The sequence below is a fragment of the Paraglaciecola sp. L1A13 genome (assembly GCF_009796745.1).
In the GTDB taxonomy this organism is placed as follows: domain Bacteria; phylum Pseudomonadota; class Gammaproteobacteria; order Enterobacterales; family Alteromonadaceae; genus Paraglaciecola.
Map to the genome: position 1 here is coordinate 1,088,201 of NZ_CP047024.1, position 25,721 is coordinate 1,113,921.

Genomic DNA, 25,721 nt, shown 5'->3' on the forward strand with positions numbered 1-25,721 from the left:
CATTGCTACAAAATCTTTTCAATGCATATATAGCAATAATGTTGTTATCTGTGCGCAAACAAATGTCAGCTAAATTAACTTAGGAATACCAGATGCATATTCGTCCCTAAAGGATTATCTAAAAATGATTAGAAATTGTTAAGTTTTCTGAGATAAGAATCTATTAATATAGAGTTACCTTAATTTATGCGAAGTATAAGCTGTTTATGAGATTTCAATTTTCCACGTTAGCCATAGTCGCTACGTTATCCACTGCGTCATTAGGACTAGCGAATGCAACTGAAGTACAAATAAAAACGGTGCTTGGTGATGTGAGCGTTAACTTATTCGACAATACAACTCCGCAAACGGTAGCGAATTTTTTGACGTATGTTGATTCTGGAGCGTATTTCAACAATGTAGTGCATCGTTCTGAACCAGGGTTCGTGGTGCAAGCAGGTGGTTTCCAATACAACGATATGTTACCGCTAGATACAGTACCTGCTGGCAGTGCCATACAAAATGAGCCTTTACTCTCTAATCGACGCGGTACTATTGCCATGGCTAAGTTGGCTGGTAATGCCAATAGTGCCACCTCTCAGTGGTTTATTAACGTCAGCGATAATAGCACTAATCTAGATATGCAAAATGGTGGTTTCACAGTCTTTGGTCAAGTATTAGGTGATGACATGGAAATCATCGATGCCATTGCTGCTTTGGAAAGATTTAATCTAGGAGGTGAAGCCAGCGCTGCCCCTTTGCGCGATTATAGCCAAGCACAAGCTACAGCTGGAGTAGGCATTACCAGCGATAATTTGGTTATTATTAGTGATGTAGTTGTGATTGATAGAGCTATTGTGACGCATTCTGAATTAACACCCACTACCAACACCTTGCTAGTACAAAATAGCAGCGCTGATTCTAGCTCAGGGGGGTCTGGCGGCAGTGTTGGGTTATGGGGGTTATTAGCGTTAGTTGTACTGGGTTGCAGACGCAGAGTATTTAATTAACAAACCCTATTTTATAGATATAAAAAAACGGCTCTAGAGAGCCGTTTTTTATTGGATTTTAAACAATTACTCTTTTGAGCGACCCGCACGTTTACGATCATTTTCAGTAAGTAGTTTCTTACGTAATCGAATGCTTTTAGGGGTAACTTCTACTAGCTCATCATTATCGATAAACTCTAAAGCTTGTTCAAGTGACATAACGATAGGCGGAATTAACGTTTGTGCTTCATCTGTACCCGAAGAGCGCACGTTAGTTAATTGCTTGCCTTTAAGAGCGTTAACCGTCAAATCGTTTTCACGTGTATGAATACCAATCAACATGCCTTCGTATACTTCGGTCGCGTGACCGATAAACATACGTCCACGTTCCTGCAAGTTAAACAGGGCATTAGTAAGGGCTTTACCAGTAGCGTTGGCAATTAACACACCATTTTTACGCTGACCGATATTTCCACCTTTATGAGGACCATAATGATCAAACGTATGGTAAAGCAAGCCTGAACCTGAAGTCATCGTAAGGAAATCAGTTTGGAAACCGATCAAACCACGACTAGGAATGATGAAGTCCATACGAATACGGCCTTTACCATCTGGAGACATATTCGTTAACTCACCTTTACGTAAGCCAATTTGTTCCATGATTGACCCTTGATGCTGTTCTTCGCAATCTATGGTCACAGTTTCAAAAGGTTCTTCTAATTTACCATCAACTTCACGTAAAATTACTTCTGGACGTGATACTGCCAGCTCGTAACCTTCACGACGCATATTTTCTATCAATATACCTAAGTGCAATTCACCACGACCAGATACACGGAATTTATCCGGATCGGCAGTTTCGTCAACACGTAAGGCTACGTTGTGAATCAATTCATCTTGCAAACGCTCCAGGATATTACGTGATGTAACGTATTTACCTTCTTTACCACAAAATGGAGAGTTGTTTACTTGGAATGTCATGGTTACAGTTGGTTCGTCAACTGATAGAGGAGGTAACGCTTCTACATTATTCTGATCACAAATAGTGTCAGAAATTTTAAGTTCGCCCACACCGGTAACTGCAACGATATCACCAACGGTACCTAATTCAATTTCAGTACGATCTAGTCCCATATAACCTAGTATCTGGCCTATCTTACCGTTACGTTTTGTACCATCAGCACTGATAACGGTAACTGCCTGATTAACACGAGCAGAACCACGTGATATACGACCAACACCGATTACACCTACATAAGAGTTGTAATCAAGTTGTGAGATTTGCATTTGGAAAGGACTATCGATATCGCCACTTGGTGCTTTAACGTGCTTAACAATAGTTTCAAACAGTGGTGTCATATCTTCACTTGGTTCATCAGCGTCTAAACTCGCCCAACCGTTAAGTGCCGATGCGTAAACCACTTGGAAGTCAAGCTGATCATCAGTGGCGCCTAAGTTGTCGAACAAATCAAAAACTTGATCAATAACCCAATCTGGACGGGCACCAGGTTTGTCAATTTTGTTTAGTACTACTATTGGTTTTAAACCTTGAGCAAAGGCTTTTTGTGTCACAAAACGCGTTTGTGGCATAGGGCCTTCTTGCGCATCAACGAGTAACAATACCGAATCAACCATAGACATTACACGTTCCACTTCACCACCGAAATCGGCGTGTCCTGGGGTGTCTACTATATTAATGCGGTAGTCATTCCAACGGATCGCAGTATTTTTAGCAAGTATGGTAATACCGCGTTCTTTCTCGATATCGTTAGAGTCCATAACCCGTTCTTCAGCAGCGCCTCTGCTCTCAAGAGTACCGGACTGTTGTAAAAGTTTGTCAACTAAGGTGGTTTTTCCATGGTCAACGTGGGCAATAATTGCTATGTTCCTCAAGTTGGCAGTTGAGGTTTGCGATGCGCTCATAGTAGTTTCTCTTGTATGGGTGGATTTAACCACCATTAACTGAATTTATAGGGCGCGGATTGTACAGTTTTAATGTGCATTTTGCGAACACCATTTAGTGTTTATATATATTTAACGTTACAAATATATATTTGCACTAATAAGCGTCACGTTAAAGAGCACGCAAGGGTTATATTTCCTGATGTGCACTTTTGTGGTGCGTCACATCACCGGTTTGGTGCATTTGCGCTGGGCGTAGCAAGCCGTGTTTACTTAAAAAGGCCATATATCAGCGATTATGCCAAGATTGTGGTTGGCATGATTATCGCTTCGAGCATTGCTAAGTTAACCAATATCAACGTTATTTTACATTACCGTTTAATCTGGAGGACGAAATGTCAGTAGAAAAGGCTTTACAGTTTATACAAGAAAACGAAGCTAAATTTGTAGATTTGCGCTTTACGGACACTAAAGGCAAAGAGCAACATATCTCTATTCCTGCCCATCAAGTAAATGAAGATTTTTTCGAAGAAGGGAAAATGTTTGATGGCTCATCTATCGCAGGTTGGAAAGGTATCAATGAATCTGACATGGTATTAATGCCAGATACTGACACTTTGGTTGTGGACCCGTTTGCTGAAGAAACACAAGTAAACATTCGTTGTGACATCCTTGAACCAAACACTATGCAGGGCTACGACCGTGATCCGCGCTCTGTTGCTCGCCGGGCAGAGGAATACCTTAAATCAACCGGAATCGGTGATAAGGTTTTGTTTGGCCCAGAGCCAGAATTCTTTTTGTTTGATGATGTTCGTTTCCATACAGATATGGCTGGTTCGTTCTTCAAAATTGATTCTTCAGAAGCTAAGTGGAATTCAGGCGCTGAATTTGAAGACGGGAACATGGCTCACCGTCCAGGTGTGAAAGGTGGTTACTTCCCAGTACCTCCTGTTGATTCTTCTCATGACACTCGTGCAGCTATGTGTATGGTTATGGAAGAAATGGGTCTGACAGTTGAAGCCCATCACCATGAAGTGGCAACGGCTGGTCAAAATGAAATCGCATTCCTTTTTAACACCTTAGTTAAAAAGGCTGATGAAGTTCAAATTTATAAGTACGTTGTTCACAATGTAGCCCACGCTTATGGTCAAACTGCCACATTTATGCCTAAACCGCTTGTTGGCGACAATGGGTCTGGTATGCATTGTCACCAGTCTATATCTAAAGACGGTGTGAATATTTTTGCGGGTGATAAATATGCCGGCATGTCTGAAGATGCATTGTTCTATATTGGTGGTATCATTAAACATGCTCGCGCTATTAATGCTTTTGCAAATGCATCAACTAACTCGTACAAACGTTTAGTACCTGGTTTCGAAGCGCCTGTAATGCTTGCTTATTCAGCACGTAACCGTTCAGCTTCTATTCGTATCCCTCATGTTAGCAGTGAAAGAGCGCGTCGGATCGAAGTGCGTTTCCCTGACCCAACAGCTAATCCATATTTGGCATTTTCTGCCATGCTTATGGCTGGCCTTGACGGGATAAAAAATAAAATTCACCCTGGCGATGCAATGGATAAAGATCTTTATGATCTGCCTGCAGAAGAGGCGGCTGAAATTCCAACTGTTGCCACTTCATTAGAAGACGCGTTATCTGCGCTAGATAGTGATCGTGAATTCTTAACTGCCGGTGGCGTAATGAGCGACGACATGATCGATGCTTATATTGCCCTTAAGAGCGAAGAAGTTGAATTGTTAAATATATCGGTACACCCGGTTGAATTTGACATGTACTACAGCGTTTAATATTAACTGTAGTAGCGGGTCGAATGAACATATTCAGCCGACCTGAAACATAATTTTTACCTTAAAAAACCTGCTCTGAGCAGGTTTTTTTATATGCGTCGTTTGTACAAAGAGTGCCGCCGCGTGTTGCACCGTTTATTAGACTGCTATGAATCACTACCGGAGTTAATCTATTTAACAAAATAGTGTAATTACGACTTGCTTGATATTGGGGTAAACTAGATGTCTCGTCTCTTATGAGCCAAAATTATGCAAGTCATTCGTTTATGGATATTGTTACTTTTTATATTAGATGCTAACGCGCAAAGCGATAACATATTCAAAGTTATTACCCATGACGGTGAAATCATTTATACCGATAAGCCTTTAGGGAATATTAAGCCGATCGAGTTACCTAAAGGCTCGATGATAGCCTCAAAGTCAATGACGAAACCACGTATTGAAGGACTGTCTCAAACTATAAAACAATCCACGAATACCCGTTATCAACTAAAGGTCGTTACTCCTATACCTGAACAAACTATCCGCAATAATAACGGTGACTTAACAATTAAAGCGACTATTTCGCCGAAGGTGCAAGGTATTTATAAATTGCACTTAAATGACCTGGTTATTAGCCAAAATAGTGAAACTTTTCAGCTTATTGCATTAGATCGGGGTGTTTATAATTTTTATATCGAATTTGCCCTCAAGTCGGGCAAGGTCCTTGCATCTACTTCAAAGCAAAGGTTTTATTTGCACCAAGCTTCAGCGCTAAACCGTCCTAAGTAGGATCATTCACTTGACCACAGGATCGTATTGAGCTGAGATAGATATCTTAGCACCAATTTGGTGCGAAATTATATGTTGTCCCTATGCCGTTTAATATTAAAACAGACACCTTGCTAGATAATTTATCGACTGCCGTCATCTTATTGAATGAGCAGTTTGTGATTATCGAAGCCAATCACGCTGCTCAAGCAATGTTCGAGCGTAGTCTAAACTTGTTGTTAGATTGCCCGATTAAACAGCTTATCGCCGATTCGAGTTTGGATTTCGTTCGTTTTACTCAAGATATGCAGCATGGCGAAGGGTATTCCGATGGGGATGTACTGATCAGTTTTGCTGATGGCCGTCATACCCATGCAGATGTGACGGTAAGTTGCCTTCATACTTCTACTGGGGTGACGTTGCTGCTAGAAATACGCTTAATCGAAAAACAAAAAAAAATCAGCCAAGAAACTCAACAATGGGCTCAACAACAAGCTGCACGAGAATTAATTCGGGGTCTTGCCCATGAAATAAAAAATCCTCTTGGCGGAATTCGCGGGGCAGCACAATTATTAGAGAGAGAACTGCCCTCAGAAGGCTTAAAAGAATTCACCCGCATGATCATTGAACAATCAGACAGACTACGTAATTTGGTTGATAGATTACTGGGCCCTAACTCGAGGCCTAATTTTCAAAGTCATAATATACATCGCGTTCTTGAGAAAGTAATCACCCTAGTTCAACTTGACTTGAGTCACGAAATTACCATCGAACGTGATTACGATCCAAGTATACCAGAGAGCAATATTGATCAAGATATGGTGCAACAAGCCGTTCTGAATATCATGCGTAATAGTGTGCAAGCTATTTTACAAAGTGACCAAAGCGACGGGAAAATCAACGTAGTGACTCGGATTGAACGCCAAGTGACGATACATGGCGTACGTCACCCTTTAGCCATGAGAGTGAGCTTGATTGATAACGGACCTGGGATCCCTGCCGAACTTAAAGACACCCTATTTTACCCCATGGTGACAGGCAAAAAAGAAGGAACCGGATTAGGCTTGTCGATTGCTCAAACGCTGATCGACCATCATAAAGGCAAAATCGATGTTGAGAGTTGGTCGGGAAATACCGAATTTACTTTATATATTCCAATTAACAGGAAGGAGCTTACTTCATGAGCACAGAATCAGTTTGGATTGTTGATGACGACAGTTCTATCCGTTGGGTTTTACAAAAAGCGTTACAATCTGCCAATATACCTTGTTTTAGTTTTGAAAATCCCGAAGACCTTCTCTTACAATTGCAGACTGATCAGCCTCCAGAGGTGATTGTTTCAGACATACGTATGCCACAAATGGATGGCATGGAATTACTTGAAGAAGTACATAAGCGTTATCCGTCTATTCCTGTCATTATTATGACAGCACACTCTGATCTTGACAGTGCGGTAAATGCTTATCAAAGCGGCGCATTTGAATATTTGCCTAAACCTTTTGATATAGAAGAAGCGGTTGGGTTGGTGCGCAGAGCGTTAACGCATGTGCGTGAACAGGCTAAAAGTAATCATCGACCAGCCCTAGCCACAGCTACGGAAATCATTGGCGAAGCGCCCGCTATGCAAGAGGTATTCAGAGCGATTGGACGACTATCTCGGTCGAGTATCAGCGTATTGATTAACGGTCAATCTGGTACAGGTAAAGAGCTAGTTGCTCAAGCTTTACATCGTCACAGTCCTCGAGCCAAACAAACATTTATAGCTCTAAATATGGCCGCAATCCCGGCTGATTTGATTGAGTCAGAATTATTTGGCCATGAAAAAGGCGCTTTCACAGGTGCGCAAAATGCGCGTCAAGGCCGATTTGAACAAGCAGATGGAGGAACCTTATTTCTGGATGAAATAGGCGATATGCCACTGGATGTGCAAACGCGTTTGTTACGGGTGCTCGCAGATGGGCAATTCTACCGTGTAGGTGGCCATAATCCGGTTACCGTTGACGTGCGTATTATTGCCGCCACACACCAAAATCTAGAGCAACGGGTCGCCGATGGTAAGTTTAGGGAAGATCTGTTCCATCGGTTAAACGTTATTCGTATTCATATTCCACGCTTGACTGAACGTAAAGAAGACGTGCCCTTGTTGGCGGCGCATTTTTTACAAAAAGCAGGAATAGAGTTAGGTGTTGAAGTCAAAAGTTTAAGCAAAGAGACCAAGAAAATTCTGATGCAACTTCCCTGGCCGGGTAATGTGCGTCAGTTAGAAAATGTTTGTCGCTGGCTTACCGTTATGGCTAGTGGTCAAGAGGTGCTGCCACATGACTTGCCTCCCGAAATTCATGAATTACCTCTTAGTAAAGATCACCAGGAAGCTTCAGGGGACTGGCAAACCTTGCTCGCCAGTTGGGCTGATGAGCAACTGCAATCTGGGCGCAATAATATTCTAGATGAAGCCATGTTGGTATTTGAGCGAGTATTGCTTGAGCGTGCGCTATTTCACACTCATGGTCATAAACAAGATGCAGCGAAGAGATTGGGTTGGGGGCGAAATACGCTCACCCGAAAACTGAAAGAACTCAATATGTAAATAAAACAGATTCAGTATTGATAAAAAATAAATCTTAATGCTGGATCTGCATGCAAGCCTATTTAGTCAGTAAGACTGCCATCGACTTATTAAACATGCCCAGCCATTTAGGACAAAATTGACCGTCTTTAATCCGATTAATTTCGATGACGGCGCGTTTTTTGGGATGTACTACATGACTTTTGTGCGCTCGGTTATGGGTAATAGCATCAAAGGTGTCTAATATGCCCAGTAGCTTTGCACCATCGCAGGTATCTGCTTCTTTTAAACCAAGGGGATAACCACTTCCATCCGTACGTTCGTGATGTTGCATCACTATTTTTCGCGCTTCATCCCAGTGGTCTAAATGTTCCAGTAGGCGAGCGCTTTTATACACGTGAGAGCGCATTAAATTAAATTCACTTTCAGTCATTCGGCCCTGTTTATGTAGGATTTCGATAGGCATAAATGCCATACCGAAATCATGCATGTAACAAGCAACAGCCAGTTGATCTTCGTCAATTGGCAAGCCCGCCACTTTATTTACATAAGCGGCTAGTTTAGCGATGCGATCGCCTCGTCCATTCCAATACATTGAACGTTTTTCTATTGGCTTCATTAGTTCACGGAAAAATAAAATGTCGCCATGTTTTTGTTGACTTAAATGTTTGGGTATTCCGGTTGTCGCAAGTTTCGAAGGAGGAGGGCGGTTGTCACCATGCTGTAAGTCTGCACTAAATGCTCGGACATCTAAACTTGGGTCGAGTAACAGTACTGCTTCGGATAATATTTTGTCATGTTCAGCGCTATTGCTAGGGGAAATTTTCGAAATTTGGATGATAAGTAAATTGAATAAGCTGGCATCATACTCAGCCTTGCCATTTTGAATACAGTTTTCAACAAATATTTTCACTCGATCCATGCTCAAGAGCACCAAATCACTCATATTGCTGGTGTACTCTATCTGGCCTTTACGAAGAAAATCGAGTAAATCTTCGACGTGTTGCAATAATGGGATCATCGGGGTGAAATTAACCAGCCCCAAATCGCCTTTTATGGTGTGTATCGAGCGAAATAATGCGCGTTGTAGCTCATTATCATTGGGCTTTATTTCCAGTTCAATTAGGGTCTGTTCACTGGCTTCGTATAGCTCGTTAATTTCTTCGAGCAAGTCGGTGAGAATGTCTTCATCAAGATCTTCGTGAGTAAACTGTTGCATGTATGCTAACGCCCTAATCCAAGTATGTATGCGATACGAATATTCATTATTATCGGCTATAAATCGAGAATAATGAGATTTTTAACTTAAAATCAACGCTATACCACTAAAAGACGATACTGATCAGACATCCTAATTTGAAAATAACGTTATAATCAAGCCGTCTTTTAAACCATAGGATCTCGCGTGCTGGCTTTGCTTCGAATTATTTCTGTTTTCTTTTACTTTCTTTTAATCAATATATTGCTGGTATTGATTTGCCTTTGTCGTCCCTTTCATCGAGACAACGTACATTTGGCCGGAAAATTGTATAGTTCTACCTGCAGACTGCTGGGTCTGAAGCTTGAGGTACGAATAGCGCCAGAAGCTCAGCGTGGCGGTCCTTACATATTTATCGCTAATCATCAAAATAGCTATGACATTTTTACAATTTGCGCAGCCGCGTTGAAGGGAACGGTTACGGTCGGTAAAAAAAGCCTCAAATGGATTCCTATTTTTGGTCAAGTATACTGGTTGTCAGGTAATATTATGATTGACCGCAAAAACTCTGGTCGGGCAATGGATACGCTCAAAAACACAGTTAACAAAATGGGCAAACGTAAACTTTCCGTGTGGTTTTTTCCTGAAGGAACGCGCAGCTATGGGCGTGGTTTATTACCATTTAAATCAGGCGCATTTCGTATTGCAAAACTGGCTAAACGACCTGTTATTATCGTGGCGGCGAGCAACCTAGAGAATAAGATCAAGTTAAATCGATGGGATAACGGCACGTTGATCATAGATGTGGGTAAGCCCTATGAGCTCGATGATAGTCGCACCACCCGCGAGTGGACAGAATACTTTCATCAGGTGATGCAAGATAAAATAGCGCAATTAGACAGTGAAGTTGCCGCAAGCAACAGATAAACTAGCGGCCTAAATTGAACACAGGATTAAATATGAGCGAAGACGAACAAGCAGAATGGTTTGAATTTAATCAAGAGACTGTCGAAGCGTTGATTGAGGATGGCAGTGACAGCACTAAGCCGCATACGATTGAGTACCACTTTGCTGGTGATGATTTCGATATTTTAGAAAAAGCCGCCGTCGATGCGTTTAAAGCCGGTTTTGAAGTAGGTGATGCCGAAGAGTTAATGCTCGATGACGGCGGCACCATTTTTTGTTTTGACGCGGTAGTAGAGCGTTTACTCGACGTCGAGCTGATCAATGCCGACACGGTAAAGTTATTGGCTATAGCAAAAAAACAAAAAGTACATTTTGACGGTTGGGGTACCTATTTTATAGAGTAAGTGGAGGTATTTCCGATGCTTAGCCCATCTGTACAAAGGCATATTAACTTAGTGTAAGTTTATCTTCAGCCTTTGTTCATGCAATCAATCTCACACTCCCTATATCTTTTAAGGGAGTGCATCATGAAAATATCATTTGTTAAGTACTGCGCATTGTTAGTCATATGCAGTTTGTCTGCTCAGGCAGATGAGTTACCGTGGTCTGCTAAATCTACCGACCGCCAAGCAGGTAATGTATTAGCGACGTTAGAAAAGTCTTCAACAATTGCCAACGTTCCCGCTGTTTCAGTGGCGTTAGCGCAGCAAACAAGTGCCCACAGCACTGAACAAGACAGTCCTAGCCAAGCACAAAAAACAGCTTCAAAGGAAGTACTCCCCGGGCAAGTTGCGCTTAAATTGGCGGCTCGGCCTGCAGCAACGCAAGTTAATCAAGAATATTGGATTTACGATGCCTACGTTACGCTGCATACAGACAGTGACTACGATGGTTACTACCATCATTTTAGTGTGGATATTGATGTGGATACGCAATATGACCACAGCGACGTTTACGCAAGATTATACTTGGGTATTGGAGAGGAATTTCGTGAGTATCATACCACCGCAGATTTTCATATCGATGCCGATAGTGCTGATGATCAACTGACTGTTGAAACGGAATTGTTAAGCGGTTTTTATCCTGATGATTACGAAATTTTAATAGAGGTTTACGACGCGTTCACCAATGAGTTATTAGCGGTAGCAGACGGATACAGCGATGCAGATCTCTATCTTGTCAGTATTGAAAGTCAGAACAACGAAGTTATCTATGTTGAACCCGATGTCGTGGTCATTGAAGCAAGTGGAGGCAGCGCGGGTTGGTTAGCCGTGTTGTTATTGCCCTTTGCCTTATTTCGATTAAGCAAAAAGCGGATTAGCCAGGAGCGCTAAAGTTAAAATAAATTAAGCGGGTGCTGTTTTAAACGTTATTTAAGCACCCGTTTCACCTCGCTATATTTCCATTTCTCATATCCGTCTCCTGCAAAAATATTTATCTATAAACTAAACGTTTTAATTGTATGTTTTTCACTCAAAAATACCACATTACTCAACTACTAACCCTTTGATGGGTAAAGAAACTTGGCGTCAGGAAGTTAATTACTGACTATTTGGTCAAGTCTGCTGGAATATTAAACAATGCTGTGACAATATCGAGAATAGGTGCTGCATACTGACGCTTAGTTGACCGTCATATAGATGTCATAGAATTATAAGAACATTGCCACCTTAAAAATTATAAGAAGCCGGATAACTGGCAATAAAATCTCAGGAGAAACTATGAAATTAAAATACCCAGCTCTGCTGGCGTTGTTCTGTGCCTCAACGGCGCAAGCAACCAGCGTATTTATTAACGAAATTCACTATGACAATATAGGTGGGGATGTTGGCGAATTTATTGAAATCGCGGCGCCTCAAGGTACTGATTTAACCGGTTGGTCGGTTGTGCTTTACAACGGATCGCCAACCCAGCTCACTGATTACTCAACTGAAAATCTTTCTGGCACTGTTATAAACCCAAGTGGCGGCTACGGCTTTGCTACGGTTTATCCCAACAGCATTCAAAATGGTGCGCCAGATGGTATGGCGTTAATTGATGCGGGTGGGAATGTCGTACAATTTCTAAGTTATGAAGGCAGTTTTGAAGCGGCCAGTGGCCCCGCTATAGGCCTGACAAGTATTGACATCGGTGTCGCCGAGTCAACCTCAACGCCAGTAGGCGTATCTTTACAGTTATCTGGAAGCGGCAGTGAATATGCTGATTTTAGCTGGCAAGCCGAAGCAGCAGAAACACCAGATAGTATTAATAACGGTCAGTCTTTTGGTGGTGAAGTAACAGACAGCGCGCCCAGCGTTGTGGTTAGCCCCGCAGATGGCGAATCAAACGTGGCAATTGATGCCAATATCAGTTTAACCTTTAATGAACCGGTCGTTATTGGCGCTTATAACACTATCGATTGTGCCAGTGACGTTGCCATTACTGTTACAGCATCGGGCGACGGCACAAGCTATTTGCTCAATCCTGATCAAGACTTCGCACCAGGTGATAGTTGTAGTTTTACTGTTAGCGCCATTGATGTGACTGATTTAGATGGCGAGCCAGATAATATGGCTGAAGATGTCATCGTCTCTTTTACCGTTATAGACAACAGCGCGACGGTAAGTCTTGTGATTAATGAATTCCATGCGGACCCCGCTGCTGATATCAGCGGTGATGCTAATGGAGACGGCACTCGCGACTCTAGTGATGACGAGTTCGTAGAGCTGGTGAATGCAGGCGATAGTGCCATTGATGTAAGCGGTTGGACGATAAGTGACGCGGTTCAAGTGCGCCATACGTTCCCTTCTGGCTCAGTAATTGAAGCCGGATGTGCCGCAGTGGTATTTGGTGGTGGAACTCCCCAAGGTGTGTTCGGTGGAGCGTTAGTCCAGGCGGCATCTTCAGGTACTGTTGGCTTAAACAATGGTGGTGATACCATCACGGTGAGCAACGGTATCAGTACTTTTGACGTTGTGTATGGTTCTGAAGGCGCTAACGACCAGTCTTTGACGCTAAATCCTGACGTAACAGGTGAAAGTTACAGCGCGCATGCTAGTGTTTCCGAAGCCAATGGTGCTTTATTTTCACCAGGCACCAAGCTTGATGGAACATCATTTGCAGGCTGTGCTGTCCCGGACTTAGCGCCTACCGTGGTTAATATTAGCCCTGTAGAAGGCGCAACTGATGTGGGCGTAGATAGCGTTATCAATATAACATTCAGTGAAAGTGTCACGGTGACACAATGGCCTAACTTGGTTTGTAATATAAGTGGTGAAGTGGCTTTAGATGGCGCGCTAAATGGAATAGATTTCACCTTAACGCCTACCACTGAGCTTAGTGGCAATGATATGTGTACTCTGACGCTGCCAGCGGATTCAATCGTTGATGAAGATGGCACTCCTGATATGCTTGCGGCTGACTTTATCAGTAGCTTTAGCACCGCAGAATTATTAGTTTGTAATGCGCCTGATACCTTTATACATCAAGTGCAAGGCAATGGTAGTGCAAGCGCTTTAGTGGACCAAACTGTATTAGTGCAGGCGGTTGTCACGGCGGTATTACCTGACTCTAACGTTTTCTATGTCCAAGAAGAGGACGCGGATACTGATGGTGATCCTAGTACGTCTGAAGGTGTATTAGTGTTCAACGACAGCGGCGCATTTAGCATGCCAGCGGTAGGGGATGTCGTATCAGTGAAAGGAACGGTATCTGAGTTCTTTGATCGTACTCAAATAACCCTTTCGTCAGCGCCATTGGTCTGTGGTACCGCCACAGTTTCGGCGACTGATTTCATCTTGCCAGTTACATCTCTAGACGATTTTGAAGCGTTAGAAGGCATGTTAGTGACAAGCTCAGCGGCCTTGACGGTAACAGACAACTTCACCTTAGGGCGTTTTGGTCAACTTACCTTATCTAATGGGCGTCTTTACAACCCAACTAACATCTTTACACCAGGCTCTGCTGAAGCGGTATCATTAGCTGCCAGCAATAGTTTAAATCGTCTGTTATTAGATGATGGCAACGACACTAGCAACCCTGATGTTGTTCCTTTCCCCACAGGCGGTTTATCGGCAGATAACACCCTGAGAATGGGAGATACGGTTTCAGCATTGACCGGAGTCGTTGACTATAGCTTTAGTGAGTATCGTGTTATCCCAACCGAAGCGCCGACTTTTGCTGCGACGAATTCACGCACCAGCCAACCGGAATTAACATTAGGTAACCTCAAAGTCGCTAGCCTTAATGTATTGAACTTCTTCAATACCATCGATGCTGGACAGGATATATGTGGCCCTACTGGCGGTTTTGAGTGCCGAGGTGCAGATGATAATGGCACCGATACAAATGGGCTAAGCGAATTCGACCGTCAAAAAATTAAAACAGTCGCCGCCATTGTGGCAATGAATGCTGACATTGTTGGCTTGATGGAAATTGAGAATGACGGTTTTGGTCCAGACAGTGCGATCATTGAATTGGTTGAGGGTATTAATGCGCAAATGGGTGAGGATACGTATGCTGTTGTTGATGGTGGCAGCACCATTGGCACTGATGCCATAACCGTTGCACTTATTTATAAGCCCGCATCGGTAACCCTAAGCGGTGAGTTGGCGGTATTAACTAGCGATAACTCGATTACTGACGACAACGGAGCTCTGTTTGATGACACTAAAAACCGTCCATCTTTAGCGCAGAAGTTTGCTTTAGTTGAAAACGGTGAAACCTTAGTCGTAAGTGTCAATCACCTTAAGTCGAAAGGGTCAAGTTGTGGCACTGGTGATGATGATGCGACTACGGGGCAGGGTAATTGTAACCTTACACGTACGCGTGCCGCGCAAGCATTGACAACCTTTATTACTGAACAGTTTGGTGATACACCTGCGCTAATTATCGGTGACTTGAACTCGTATGCTAAGGAAGACCCTATTAGCGCCATTATGAGTGCGGGTTACATCGACCTTGCTAACTACTTTGGTGGAGCAGAAGCTTATTCTTACTCGTTTGATGGTGAGTTAGGGTACTTAGATCACGCTTTAGCAAGTGCTAGTATTCTGGACAGTGTAGTTGATACTACCGAATGGCACATCAATGCAGATGAGCCAGTAGTGTTGGATTATAACCTTGATTTTCAGTCTGAAGTTCAGCAAGTGAAATATTTTGCACCCGATGCTTATCGTATGTCTGATCACGATCCTGTTGTGATTTCGTTACAGTTAGAGTCAGATGTTCAAGTAGTGGAAGGCGATTTCGATGCTGATGGTGATGTGGATATTATGGATATTCGCGCACTAACAAGAGCGATTCAACTTCGTCAAACTATAGACAACAGCTTTGATTTTGACGAAGATGGTCAGGTAACTTATACCGATGTAAGATTATTGCAACGTATGTGTACTCGCACAAGTTGCGCTATTTAATAGGTTGTACCCTTTAATTAACAGTAGGAAAATAAAAATGAAAAAAGTACTTTTATTAGTTTGTACAATGTTTTTTGGCACCGCTAACGCCAATATGATCAATATCGAGTTGGATAATGTAAACCCATCAGTTGGGGATACAGTGTCTGTTAATATCAATATGATAGGTATTACGGAAGACTTTACTGCCTTTTTCGCAGGTCTGAATTTTGATAGCAGTCTTTTTGCATATGTAGATGGTAGCGCCAGCTCTGACTTCCCACTTTTTGACTACGTTACATTCAGTGGGTTGGATGTGGACACTGCAGCTGCTGGACTTGTTTCTACTAATCTATACCAAGACTTTTTAGCTCCTGTAGTTTATGGCGCCGGAAATTATCTAGTTGCAACGTTTGATTTGCTGGCCATTGGCGAAGGCCAGTCTTCATTTTCATTGGTGACTACGACTTTGTTCGGAGAAAATGATTTTGATGGAACATCTTTAGACACAAGCGCCTCGGCTACTAGCATCGCGGTACCTGCGCCTGGCTCTATGGCATTGATGGGACTTGCTGGCTTGGCATTATTTGGCTTTCGACGCAAAGCGTAAAGGTAATCAGCAAGCCAGGCTCGTACACACTTAGTGAGTGATTTTGGTTTGTTTGAAGTATGAACAGAAAAGGCGGTTAATCCTTGATTAACCGCCTTTTTTTTTGAAATTTTTATGAATTTGTTTATTTATAACGGCTATTATTCCTACCCAAAAATGCGTTATGCTAACGGAGATCAAGATGTCGTTTGACTGCAAACTTGGCAATACAATTTAATTAAAATTAAATCCATTCATATTCAACTTACTGAGTTGCAATTAAGTAATATGTAAGTTAAAAATAAGCTAACACCCGTTCGGGTAAACTACTGTTGTAGCCATGATGGCAAAATATCAAGGCATTTTAATTATCCGTACTTTTGAAGTAAAACATCTAATAACAAGGTTATAAAATAACCCATCAGGGAAACGGAGATAAAATGAAACATACACTGTCCATAGCTGTATCTGCAGCATTGATGTCTATGTCAGCGCACTCGGCTAATGAGTTAGCTGAAGGAATATCGAAATTTGATGTCACATCAGTCGCAATCAAAAGCGTAGACGCGACATCGGTCAACAAAAACAAAAATCAAAAAGCACCTGTAGCCAATATTGCTCAAAGGTTTGTAGTCGAAAAAGGCATAGAAAATAAACCTTATGTCTACATTGTAAGATTAACCGACCAGCCAGTGGCGACTTATGATGGTGGAATTAAAGACCTAAAAGCCACTAACCCGAAAAAAACAACCTCAACATTAGCTAGAGCGCAAGGCGCCCAGAAAGCCGGTAAACTCGACGTTGAAGCCCCAGAAGTGAAAGCCTATGTGTCTTACCTCAAAGGTGTTCAGAGTTCATTTATCACACGAGCCTCAAGAGTCGCAAATAGTCTGCGGGTTATTGAGTCATACAAATACAGCGTAAACGGTGTGGCGGTTAGAGTTACCCCTGATGAAGCTGAAGCAATATCTAAACTTCCAGGCGTTGAACGTGTTGAACGTGAAACAATGTATAAAATGGATACTGATACAGGCCCGGTGAAAATTGGCGCACCGAATGTATGGGATGGCTCAGTCACTAATTCCGGCGTGGGTACGCTAGGTGAAGGCATCATTATTGCCACCATAGATTCAGGAGTGAATACCGGTAGCCGTTCATTCGCAGATATTGGTGATGACGGTTATGATCATACTAACCCTCGGGGTGCTGGCGTTTATGTAGGCGATTGCGCAGGTGATTACCCAGAGATATGTAATGACAAACTCATTGGTGTTCGCAGTTACACCAGAATAACCGATGATTATGGGGATACGGATGTTTTCCCCCCTAACTTACCTAGAAACGGCGAAGACTATAGTGGACACGGTTCACACACCGCGGGCACCTTTGCTGGTAATATATTGTCCAATGTACCCGTGCTGACACCAGGGGCAGGTGAGGAAAGTCACGGTATTCCTGGATCATTTGAATTTGCGCAAATTTCGGGTGTTGCACCTCATGCCAACATCATTGCTTATCAAATTTGTTATCCGGGACGTTCTGATGCGGGCGACACCTATGGTGACTGTCCAGGAGCGGCAATCCTTGCAGGTATCGAGGATGCGATAACGGATGGTGTCGACGTAATGAACTACTCTATTAGTGGCCGAGGGTACCCCTGGAGTAGTGATGTTGATATGGCATTTTTATCGGCTAGAAATGCTGGTATATTTGTGGCTACATCGGCTGGTAACTCAGGTCCTGATGCTGCCACAACTTCTAAACATGCTCCATGGTACACCGCTGTTGCAGCGTCTACGCATGGACGTGAAATCGATTATTCAAAAGAAATTGGCCAATTTACCGGTGGTGATAGCGAACTAGGAACGTTAACAGGTAACAGTAACTCTTTAGGTATCACCGCATCTATCGTTTACGCAGGGGACTATGCTAATGCAAATGATCCAGCGGGAGACCCTGCTCAGTGTTTACAACCTTTCCCAGAAGGCACCTTCAGCGGAGAAATAGTCCTTTGTGACCGCGGTGCAATTGCCCGAGTTGAAAAAGCACAAAATGTTGCCTCAGGTGGTGCAGAAGGGTTTGTATTAGGGAATGTGCTTAACGGTGGCAGTAGTGTCGACAACGACGCATACGTGATCCCTGGTATCCATATCGACGCAGCACAAGCTGAATTGCTGCGTAACTGGCTAGCAAGTGGTGAAGGCCATATGGCGACCATCACTCCCTCAGAAGGAGAATTAGTCCTATCTGCAGGGGATGACTTAGCCGATTTCTCATCCAGAGGACCTAATCCTTCAATCAGTACCATCACGCCACAAGTTGCGGCGCCAGGGGTGAGTATTTATGCGGCTTCCGCTGACCAAAAATTTGGTCACGATGGCCATATAGCTGACCCGAGTGATTTTGCTTTTTTAAGTGGAACGTCTATGGCTAGCCCTCATGTAGCAGGCGCCGCAGCGTTGTTAATGGCGGCGAATCCTAGTTGGACACCAGACAATATACGGTCTGCGTTGATGATGACGGCTACCACTAATATGCGTAAAGAAGACGGCGAAACGCCGGCGGATTGGTTTGATATGGGCTCCGGACGCATTCAGGTAGACTTGGCTAATCAAACGGGTTTGGTGATGGATGAATCAGGCGCAAATTATCTTGCGGCTAACCCGAATGAAGAAGGGGATCCTAAAACACTCAATATTCCCAGTATGGCAGATGATAACTGTGTAGGCGCCTGCCGCTGGACGAGAACGGTAACAGCAACAAAAGACGGTTCGTGGTCTGTTTCAGGTGTGGGTATTTCTGATGGCGTAAGCGTTACAGTTAGTCCTGAGTCGTTTGATCTTGTGGCAGGTGCCAGTCAGGTAATTACGGTAACAGCATCGGCTGATGTTAGTGGTGATGAATTTTTATTCGCCCAGTTGAATCTTACCTCAGATAATTCCCCCGATTTGCATATGCCAATTGCGGTGATTGCGACAACCAGTAATATTCCAAATGAGTTTAATATTTCAGCTGACAGAAGTGCGGATACCCGTGTGATATCTGACTTAGTAGCGGTTGAGATAAATGGCTTTACGGCGCGCTCGTATGGTTTAACTAAAGCCACAGGTGTAACCGAAAGTATTCTAGAAGACAGCGATAATAGTAATGCTCTAGATGACTTGGAAGATGGTGTGCATGTCCTTACTCTGGAAGTACCAGAGAACGCTAAATATTTAGTGGCTGAAATTACCGCTTCTGAATCTCCTGATTTGGACTTGTTTGTTGTGCGTGATGCCAATGAAAACGGGATCCCTGAGACGAATGAAATTGTAGGATCAAGTGCGACGGGCACAGCTTTAGAAAAAGTCAGTCTAGTTGAACCTCAATCTGGCACATATTGGATCGTAACCCAAAATTGGAGCGCTTCAGCGCCAGGTGCTAGCGACGAATTTACCATTGTTACCGCGTTAATCGATGGTGAGTTAGGTGATAACCTTACCGTTGATGCGCCATCTTCTATTGCGGCAATTACCCCGTTTGACATTCGTGTTGGCTGGGATATTGATGCGGTTGCAGGTGATAAGTACTTTGGTGCATTTGATGTGGGCTCCAGTGCTGACTCAGCCGGTAACTTTGGTCTGGTCGTCGTTAATCTTGATAGAATAGCGGATGATGTTCAAGTGGTTGGCGGTAGCGATGGATTTCTAGTAGCCGGTGATCAAATAGATTACGCCATACAAGTAGGCGCAAACTTTACCTCTGAAGACCGATTATATGATATTGCTCTATCGTTGCCAGACGGCGTAAAGTTGGTGGAAGGTTCTTTAGCTGATGGAACCGTTGACGATGACGGCACCTTAACGTGGAACGTGGTACAAGAATCTATTAAAGGTCAAGCCGCTTCCTATTCTGTTACCACTAATGAAAATGATGCATTTTGCGCAAATCCTAACTTTGGTCAGGGTTCAGGTTATCTTGATTTAGCCTCATTTGGCATCGGTTTCTCTGATGCTGACGGTGATACTGTCACGGCAAACTTTAATGTTCCTGCTTCGTTACTGGGTCAAGCATATGATTCAATTGGCGTAACTGATGATGGTTTCATCAGCTTTAGCGGCGATGTAGGTACAACGCCTTGGGTAAACCAATTAATGCCTGATGAGAATCCAGCAAATGGACTCTTAGCTCCTTTCTGGCGCGATATGATATTTGATAACGCTAATGAATCGGGTGTTTCTGTTGCAACCGCGGGTGCCTTCACTATTATTGAGTGGGATAATATGCGTCCGTATGCTGCTGTAGCTGATGATATTCTTGATTTTCAAGTCATCTTCAACAATGCGCCCGTTGGTAATGAGCCTGACATCATATTCACCTACGGCGATGTGACGCATGTAATGGCGGATACACTAGGGACTTCGATCGGTTTTGAATCAATCGATGGGATGACTGGTTTAACGACTCATTATGTAGGGGATGCCAGTGAATCAATAGGTAATATTGAGACGGATATCGTTTCAGGTTCGCAAATATGCTTAAGGTTGCAAGACCCTGACAATACTAAGTTATTGACGTTTACCCTTGAAGTCACTGAAGATAATGCCGGCGGTCCTATTCAGTTACTGGCTTTGTCGACCTTGCCTAATAATATCGGTACGAAAATGGCGGTCAGTCCTGTCAACGATAATGCAGTCGTAGCGGTTGCAGGCGATTGGGATGGCGATAGCGATGTCGATATGCTTGATATACGTGCATTGACAAGAGCTATTCAACTTCGTCAAGACATCGATATGAGTTTCGATTTTAACGAAGATGGACAGGTGAATTATACCGACGTAAGATTATTACAAGGTATGTGTACACGTTCACGTTGTGCAGTTAATTAAGCTATAAACTCGCACTATTTAGTGCAGTATTATAAGGGCGCTCATATGAGCGCCCTTTTTTGTGAGAATATTTTTATTGCTTTAACTAAAGAAAATAATGAGACGTTAATCCCTCCGTTTTGTATTTATCTATAAATTTTCCATTCTCTGCGCTTTCTAAAATGCGGTGAAATTACGTATTTTTCAGCCCAATAGCTTATTTAATTTAAAAGTGTAAGAAAGCGTAAATGTAACTAATATAATCAAAAAATTAACGTAATATCGAACCAAATAGCGACGTTAGTCGTAGAAAACATACACTTAAAACTCAACTTATAAAAAGGTTTCTCCATGTCCAAAGGAATTTCATTTTCACCTATCTTAATCGCGCTGATTTTGGTTAGTGGTTTATTGGTTTACTTATATCTGCCCAATGATACGGAGCAAAAAAAACGTGAATCAAGTGCAACCCCGGTAACAGCATATACTGTGGTTGAGCAGAAATTTCCAGTGACGGTAGAGGCACTCGGTACCGCAAATGCGAATGAATCTGTGATGCTGACGGCGCAAAAATCAGACATAGTGCAACGAATAGAGTTTGATGATGGTGATTTGGTTAAAAAAGGGCAACTATTATTAAAGCTCAATGATAGAGAAGAACGGGCTCGATTAAACGAACTAGACATCAATTTGCAAGAAGCAAAGCGTCAGTTAAAGAGAATCGATAATTTGGCACAAAAAAGTGCCGCTTCAGCGCAATTGCTTGATGAACAAGAGGCGAATGTAAAAGCATTTAAAGCTCAATTAGAAGTAGCTAAAGCGCAACTGGATGAGTTAGAGCTTCGCGCGCCGTTCAGCGGGTTACTGGGTGTACGTATGGTCAGTGTAGGTGCCTTGATTATGCCGGGTGACCTAATCGCGACATTGGATGATTTACATATCATTAAGATGGATTTCACTATTGCAGAGTCACATTTAGCGAGTGTCAATAAAGGTCAGAAGGTCTCTGCTACTTCGGTTGCCTACCCTGGGCAGACTTTTGAAGGTAAAATATCAAGTATCGCTTCACGGGTAGATCCCGTGACACGTGCAATACAGATCCGCGCGACAATCGATAATAAAGACCTAAAACTTCGCCCTGGCATGCTTTTACAAATTAATCTTCAGAAAGAAATACTCGATACGTTAACGATACCCGAGGGCGCACTGGTACCTATTGAAGATCAGCAGTTCGTTTTTGTGATTAAGGATGACAAGGTTGTCCGTCAAGAAGTAAAAGTAGGCTTGCGCAAACCTGGAATCGCACAAATTACCTCTGGTTTGCAAGAAGGCGATAAAATTGTTGTCGAGGGAGCCCTTCGTTTACGGGAAGGCTCGGCCGTTAAGGTACTTTCCATGCACACGTCGCAAGGGTAATTCTTATGCTGTTATCTGACATATCAATTAAACGTCCGGTTTTTGCATCTGTTGTAAATTTATTACTCGTCGTATTCGGGATCGTCGCTGTGACGTTTTTATCTTTACGTGAATATCCAGATGTTGATCCTCCTATAGTGTCAATTAACACGACTTACACTGGCGCATCTGCAGCCATTATCGAAAGCCGTATTACGCAATTACTAGAAGATCGCATTAGTGGTATCGAAGGGATCAAAAATATTGAGTCGAGCAGCAGGAATGGGCGCTCCTCAATTGATGTAGAATTTAACCTTTCTCGTGATATTGATGCTGCATCGAATGATGTACGTGAACGCGTCAGCCGGGCACTGAATAACTTACCCGACCAAGCCGATCCTCCCGAGGTATCAAAATCTACATCAGATGATGATGTAATTGTTTGGTACAACTTACGTAGCGACAATATGAGTGTAATGGAGTTAACCGATTACGCGGATCGTTACCTAGTTGACCGATTGTCAGTGGCTGATGGGGTCGCAAACGTGCGTTTAGGTGGCGGACGCAGTTACGCCATGAAAGTGTGGCTTAACCGCAATGCCATGGCTGCTAGAGGGATTACGGTTGCTGACATTGAGCAGGTCATTAAAGCGGAGAATGTCGAGTTACCCGCTGGAGAGGTACAATCAACGCAACGCGATTTTGATGTGCGCGTTGCGCGCAGTTACTTGAGCCCTGAGGACTTTTCAAGATTACCCGTTAAGGCAGGTAGTGATGGTTATCTTATTCGATTAGGCGAAGTGGCGACAGTCGAGTTGGGCGCTGAAGACGATGAAACGGAGTTTCGCGGCGATGGTGTAAATATGATTGGTATCGGTGTTACTAAACAATCAAAAGCCAATACGCTAGAGGTAGCAAGAGCTGCGAAAGCTGCTATTGAGGAAATCAAGCAAACCTTGCCTGATAATATTTTCATTGTGCCAAGTTATGACTCTTCAGTCTTTATTGAAGCATCAATTAATGAAGTATATGAGACGCTTGCTATTGCGATGTTGATGGTTGTGTTTGTTATATACATATTCCTCGGTAATTTTCGAGCAACCATTATACCTGCTGTTACAGTCCCAGTTTCACTCGTTGCGGCATTTACGGTTATGTATGCCCTCGGGTTCTCAATAAATCTACTCACTTTATTGGCCTTGGTTCTTGCTATCGGGCTGGTGGTCGACGATGCAATCGTTGTACTTGAAAATATTTCTCGACGGATAGAGCTCGGTGAACCGCCATTGCTGGCAGCTTATCGCGGTGCGCGCGAGGTAGGTTTTGCGGTTATAGCCACGACATTAGTGTTGATTGCGGTGTTTGTTCCTTTAGTCTTTTTACAAGGTAACATTGGGCGTTTATTTACTGAGTTCGCTTTGGCTATTGCTGCGGCTGTGGCATTTTCAAGTGTGACGGCATTGACGCTAATACCGATGCTTAGCTCTAAGTTATTGAAGAAAAGCCAGCATAAAACTAGATTCAGTGCATGGATGGACAAATCTTTTACTAAATTCGAAGGTAATTATTTTAAAGTTTTGGGTAAAACCATTCATCAACCTATTTTAATGACGTTGCTTATTATTGTCAGTATTTTAGGTTTATTACGTTTATTAGAGGTTTTACCAAGCGAATTTGTACCCAAGGAAGACCGCGGTAACTTCTTTATTCAAATTCAATCAGCTGAGGGTGCAAGTTTTAAAGAAAATAGTAGGAGCATGAGAAGAGTTGAAGAAATCATACTGCCTTACTTAGATAGCGGCGATGCAACGCGCGTCCTTATTCGTCTACCAGGGTTTGGCAGTAGTGCTGGTATTGCGATTGTTGGCACACCGATCGGAGAAGACAAAAAACGTTCTACCTTTGAGTTAATGGACGAAATAAGTCAAAAACTCTCTGTTATTCCTGATGTACGCGCATTTGCTATTATGCGTTCGAGTCTTGGTGGGCGTGGAGTAGGGCGTCCCGTGCAATTTGTTTTGCAGGGCAACACCTATGAAGAACTTGTAGGGTGGCGAGATACATTGCTTTCTATAGCGCAAGAAAACCCTAACCTGTTGCGCTTAGATTCAGATTATAAAGAAACGCTGCCGCAACTATTGGTCAACATTGATACCGAGCGTGCCGCTGATTTAGGCGTATCGGTAAGTGATATCGGAACCACATTAGAGACCATGCTAGGCCAACGTCGTGTATCAACCTACCTAGACAGAGGCCAAGAGTATGACGTGATACTCGAAGGACGCCGAGAAGATTATCGTAGTCCACAAAGTATTGATAATTTGTATGTACGTTCGTTCCGCACTGGCGAGCTGATTCCTATGGATAATTTGCTCAAGGTAGAAGAGCGAGCTACATCATCACGGCTAAACCGGTATAACCGCATGCGTAGTATCACTATCAGCGCCAACTTAGCTGAGGGATATACGGTCGGTCAAGCGTTAGAGTATTTACGCAATGTCGTGGATACTGAACTCCCTGAAGGTGTATCAGTCGATTACAAAGGAGAATCTCAACTCTATCAAGAGTCGGGCAACTCAATTTTGTTTATCTTCCTCATGGCATTGGTCATTGTATATTTGATCCTTGCTGCCCAATTCGAGAGCTGGGTTCATCCCTTAGTTATTATGCTAACCGTGCCTCTTGCTTTAGTAGGCGCATTTATTGGGCTTTATTTTGCTGGTATGACGCTAAATATATATAGTCAGATTGGTTTGGTGATGTTGATTGGTCTTGCCGCAAAAAATGGTATTTTGATTGTTGAGTTTGCCAATCAATTACGTGACGCAGGTGTAGAGTTTGAGTTAGCCCTTAAAAGAGCAGCGATGCTGCGTTTACGCCCTATCGTTATGACAAGCTTTACGACTGTATTTAGTTCTTTACCATTAGTTTTTGCAAGCGGAGCAGGCTCTGAAAGCAGAACTGTTATTGGCATGGTGATATTCGCTGGGGTATTAGTTTCAACCTTATTGACACTTTTTGTTGTACCGACCGCCTATTATTGGTTAGCGCGAAATACAGGTTCTCCATTAGTTATCACCCAGAAATTAGAAAAACTAGAAGAAGAAATTCCGTATCAAAAAGGCGATGATTTCTAGTCTACTATCGATGTCATTAAAGCGGCTAGGGTAACCTAAGCCGCTTTTTTTGTATCCGGCGTCTTATTGCATCTTATGAATAATAAATAGCTCAATGTCTTCATAAGGTGATTAAACGTTGACACAGATACAAGCGTATTCCAACGAGTCTTAATCTGCGGTGTAAGCATTAAGCAAAGACATGTATTCGTTGCCGGCAACATTGTTCTCGCTTTGATAATCAGCAGGCGCGATAGGTAAACAGTAGACGAAAAAAAACCGGATATTAAATCCGGTTTTTTGT

15 protein-coding genes are annotated in these 25,721 nt (G+C 43.0%); 13 read left to right on the forward strand and 2 right to left on the reverse strand.

Translation table 11 applies throughout. The annotated features are described in order from the left end of the window. The first annotated feature begins 206 nt into the window (after positions 1-206). Positions 207-989 carry a peptidylprolyl isomerase gene (locus GQR89_RS04490; protein WP_158768950.1) on the forward strand — a complete coding sequence of 261 codons (783 nt, stop codon included), beginning with the start codon at positions 207-209 and terminating at the stop codon, positions 987-989. Between the two features lie 66 nt (positions 990-1,055). Here the strand turns inward: GQR89_RS04490 and typA are convergent, their stop codons facing one another. After that, positions 1,056-2,891 carry a translational GTPase TypA gene (gene typA / locus GQR89_RS04495; protein WP_158768951.1) on the reverse strand — a complete coding sequence of 612 codons (1,836 nt, stop codon included), beginning with the start codon at positions 2,889-2,891 and terminating at the stop codon, positions 1,056-1,058. 374 nt (positions 2,892-3,265) lie between these two features. Between typA and glnA the strand changes: the two genes are divergently transcribed. The 4 genes from glnA (at position 3,266) to glnG (ending at position 8,012) form a co-directional block, all read left to right on the forward strand. Further along, positions 3,266-4,675, forward strand: coding sequence for a glutamate--ammonia ligase (glnA, locus tag GQR89_RS04500; RefSeq protein ID WP_158768952.1), 1,410 nt, complete (start codon positions 3,266-3,268; stop codon positions 4,673-4,675). A 249-nt stretch (positions 4,676-4,924) separates the two neighbouring features. Further along, entirely contained in the window at positions 4,925-5,446 is a 522-nt protein-coding gene (locus GQR89_RS04505) for a DUF4124 domain-containing protein (protein ID WP_158768953.1), read from the forward strand. Between the two features lie 83 nt (positions 5,447-5,529). Beyond that, entirely contained in the window at positions 5,530-6,609 is a 1,080-nt protein-coding gene (glnL, locus tag GQR89_RS04510) for a nitrogen regulation protein NR(II) (RefSeq protein ID WP_158768954.1), read from the forward strand. Continuing rightward, positions 6,606-8,012, forward strand: a complete 1,407-nt coding sequence (gene glnG, locus GQR89_RS04515) for a nitrogen regulation protein NR(I) (RefSeq protein ID WP_158768955.1) — start codon at positions 6,606-6,608, stop codon at positions 8,010-8,012. The genes glnL and glnG overlap by 4 nt, the downstream gene beginning before the upstream one ends. Positions 8,013-8,070: 58 nt before the next feature. Here glnG and GQR89_RS04520 read toward each other — a convergent pair whose 3' ends face one another. After that, the gene (locus GQR89_RS04520) at positions 8,071-9,210 is read right to left on the reverse strand and encodes an HD-GYP domain-containing protein (protein ID WP_158768956.1); all 1,140 of its coding nucleotides are present in this window, start codon (positions 9,208-9,210) and stop codon (positions 8,071-8,073) included. A 186-nt stretch (positions 9,211-9,396) separates the two neighbouring features. Between GQR89_RS04520 and GQR89_RS04525 the strand changes: the two genes are divergently transcribed. From GQR89_RS04525 to GQR89_RS04560, 8 genes are all read left to right on the forward strand, one after another. After that, the gene (locus tag GQR89_RS04525; RefSeq protein ID WP_158768957.1) at positions 9,397-10,116 is read left to right on the forward strand and encodes a 1-acylglycerol-3-phosphate O-acyltransferase; all 720 of its coding nucleotides are present in this window, start codon (positions 9,397-9,399) and stop codon (positions 10,114-10,116) included. 32 nt (positions 10,117-10,148) lie between these two features. After that, the gene (rraB, locus tag GQR89_RS04530) at positions 10,149-10,499 is read left to right on the forward strand and encodes a ribonuclease E inhibitor RraB (protein WP_158768958.1); all 351 of its coding nucleotides are present in this window, start codon (positions 10,149-10,151) and stop codon (positions 10,497-10,499) included. 123 nt (positions 10,500-10,622) lie between these two features. Further along, a complete protein-coding gene (locus GQR89_RS04535) occupies positions 10,623-11,429 on the forward strand; it encodes a choice-of-anchor H family protein (RefSeq protein WP_158768959.1) in 807 nt (268 codons plus the stop codon). A gap of 387 nt (positions 11,430-11,816) precedes the next feature. Continuing rightward, complete coding sequence (locus GQR89_RS04540; protein ID WP_158768960.1) at positions 11,817-15,491, forward strand: ExeM/NucH family extracellular endonuclease; 3,675 nt, start codon at positions 11,817-11,819, stop codon at positions 15,489-15,491. A 37-nt stretch (positions 15,492-15,528) separates the two neighbouring features. Next, positions 15,529-16,080, forward strand: a complete 552-nt coding sequence (locus tag GQR89_RS04545; RefSeq protein WP_158768961.1) for a cohesin domain-containing protein — start codon at positions 15,529-15,531, stop codon at positions 16,078-16,080. A 419-nt stretch (positions 16,081-16,499) separates the two neighbouring features. After that, positions 16,500-20,927 (forward strand): S8 family serine peptidase, encoded by a 4,428-nt coding sequence (locus GQR89_RS04550; RefSeq protein WP_158768962.1) that lies wholly within the window; start codon positions 16,500-16,502, stop codon positions 20,925-20,927. A gap of 330 nt (positions 20,928-21,257) precedes the next feature. Further along, the gene (locus GQR89_RS04555; protein WP_158768963.1) at positions 21,258-22,322 is read left to right on the forward strand and encodes an efflux RND transporter periplasmic adaptor subunit; all 1,065 of its coding nucleotides are present in this window, start codon (positions 21,258-21,260) and stop codon (positions 22,320-22,322) included. Between the two features lie 5 nt (positions 22,323-22,327). Then, entirely contained in the window at positions 22,328-25,438 is a 3,111-nt protein-coding gene (locus GQR89_RS04560) for an efflux RND transporter permease subunit (protein ID WP_158768964.1), read from the forward strand. Positions 25,439-25,721 lie beyond the last annotated feature (283 nt).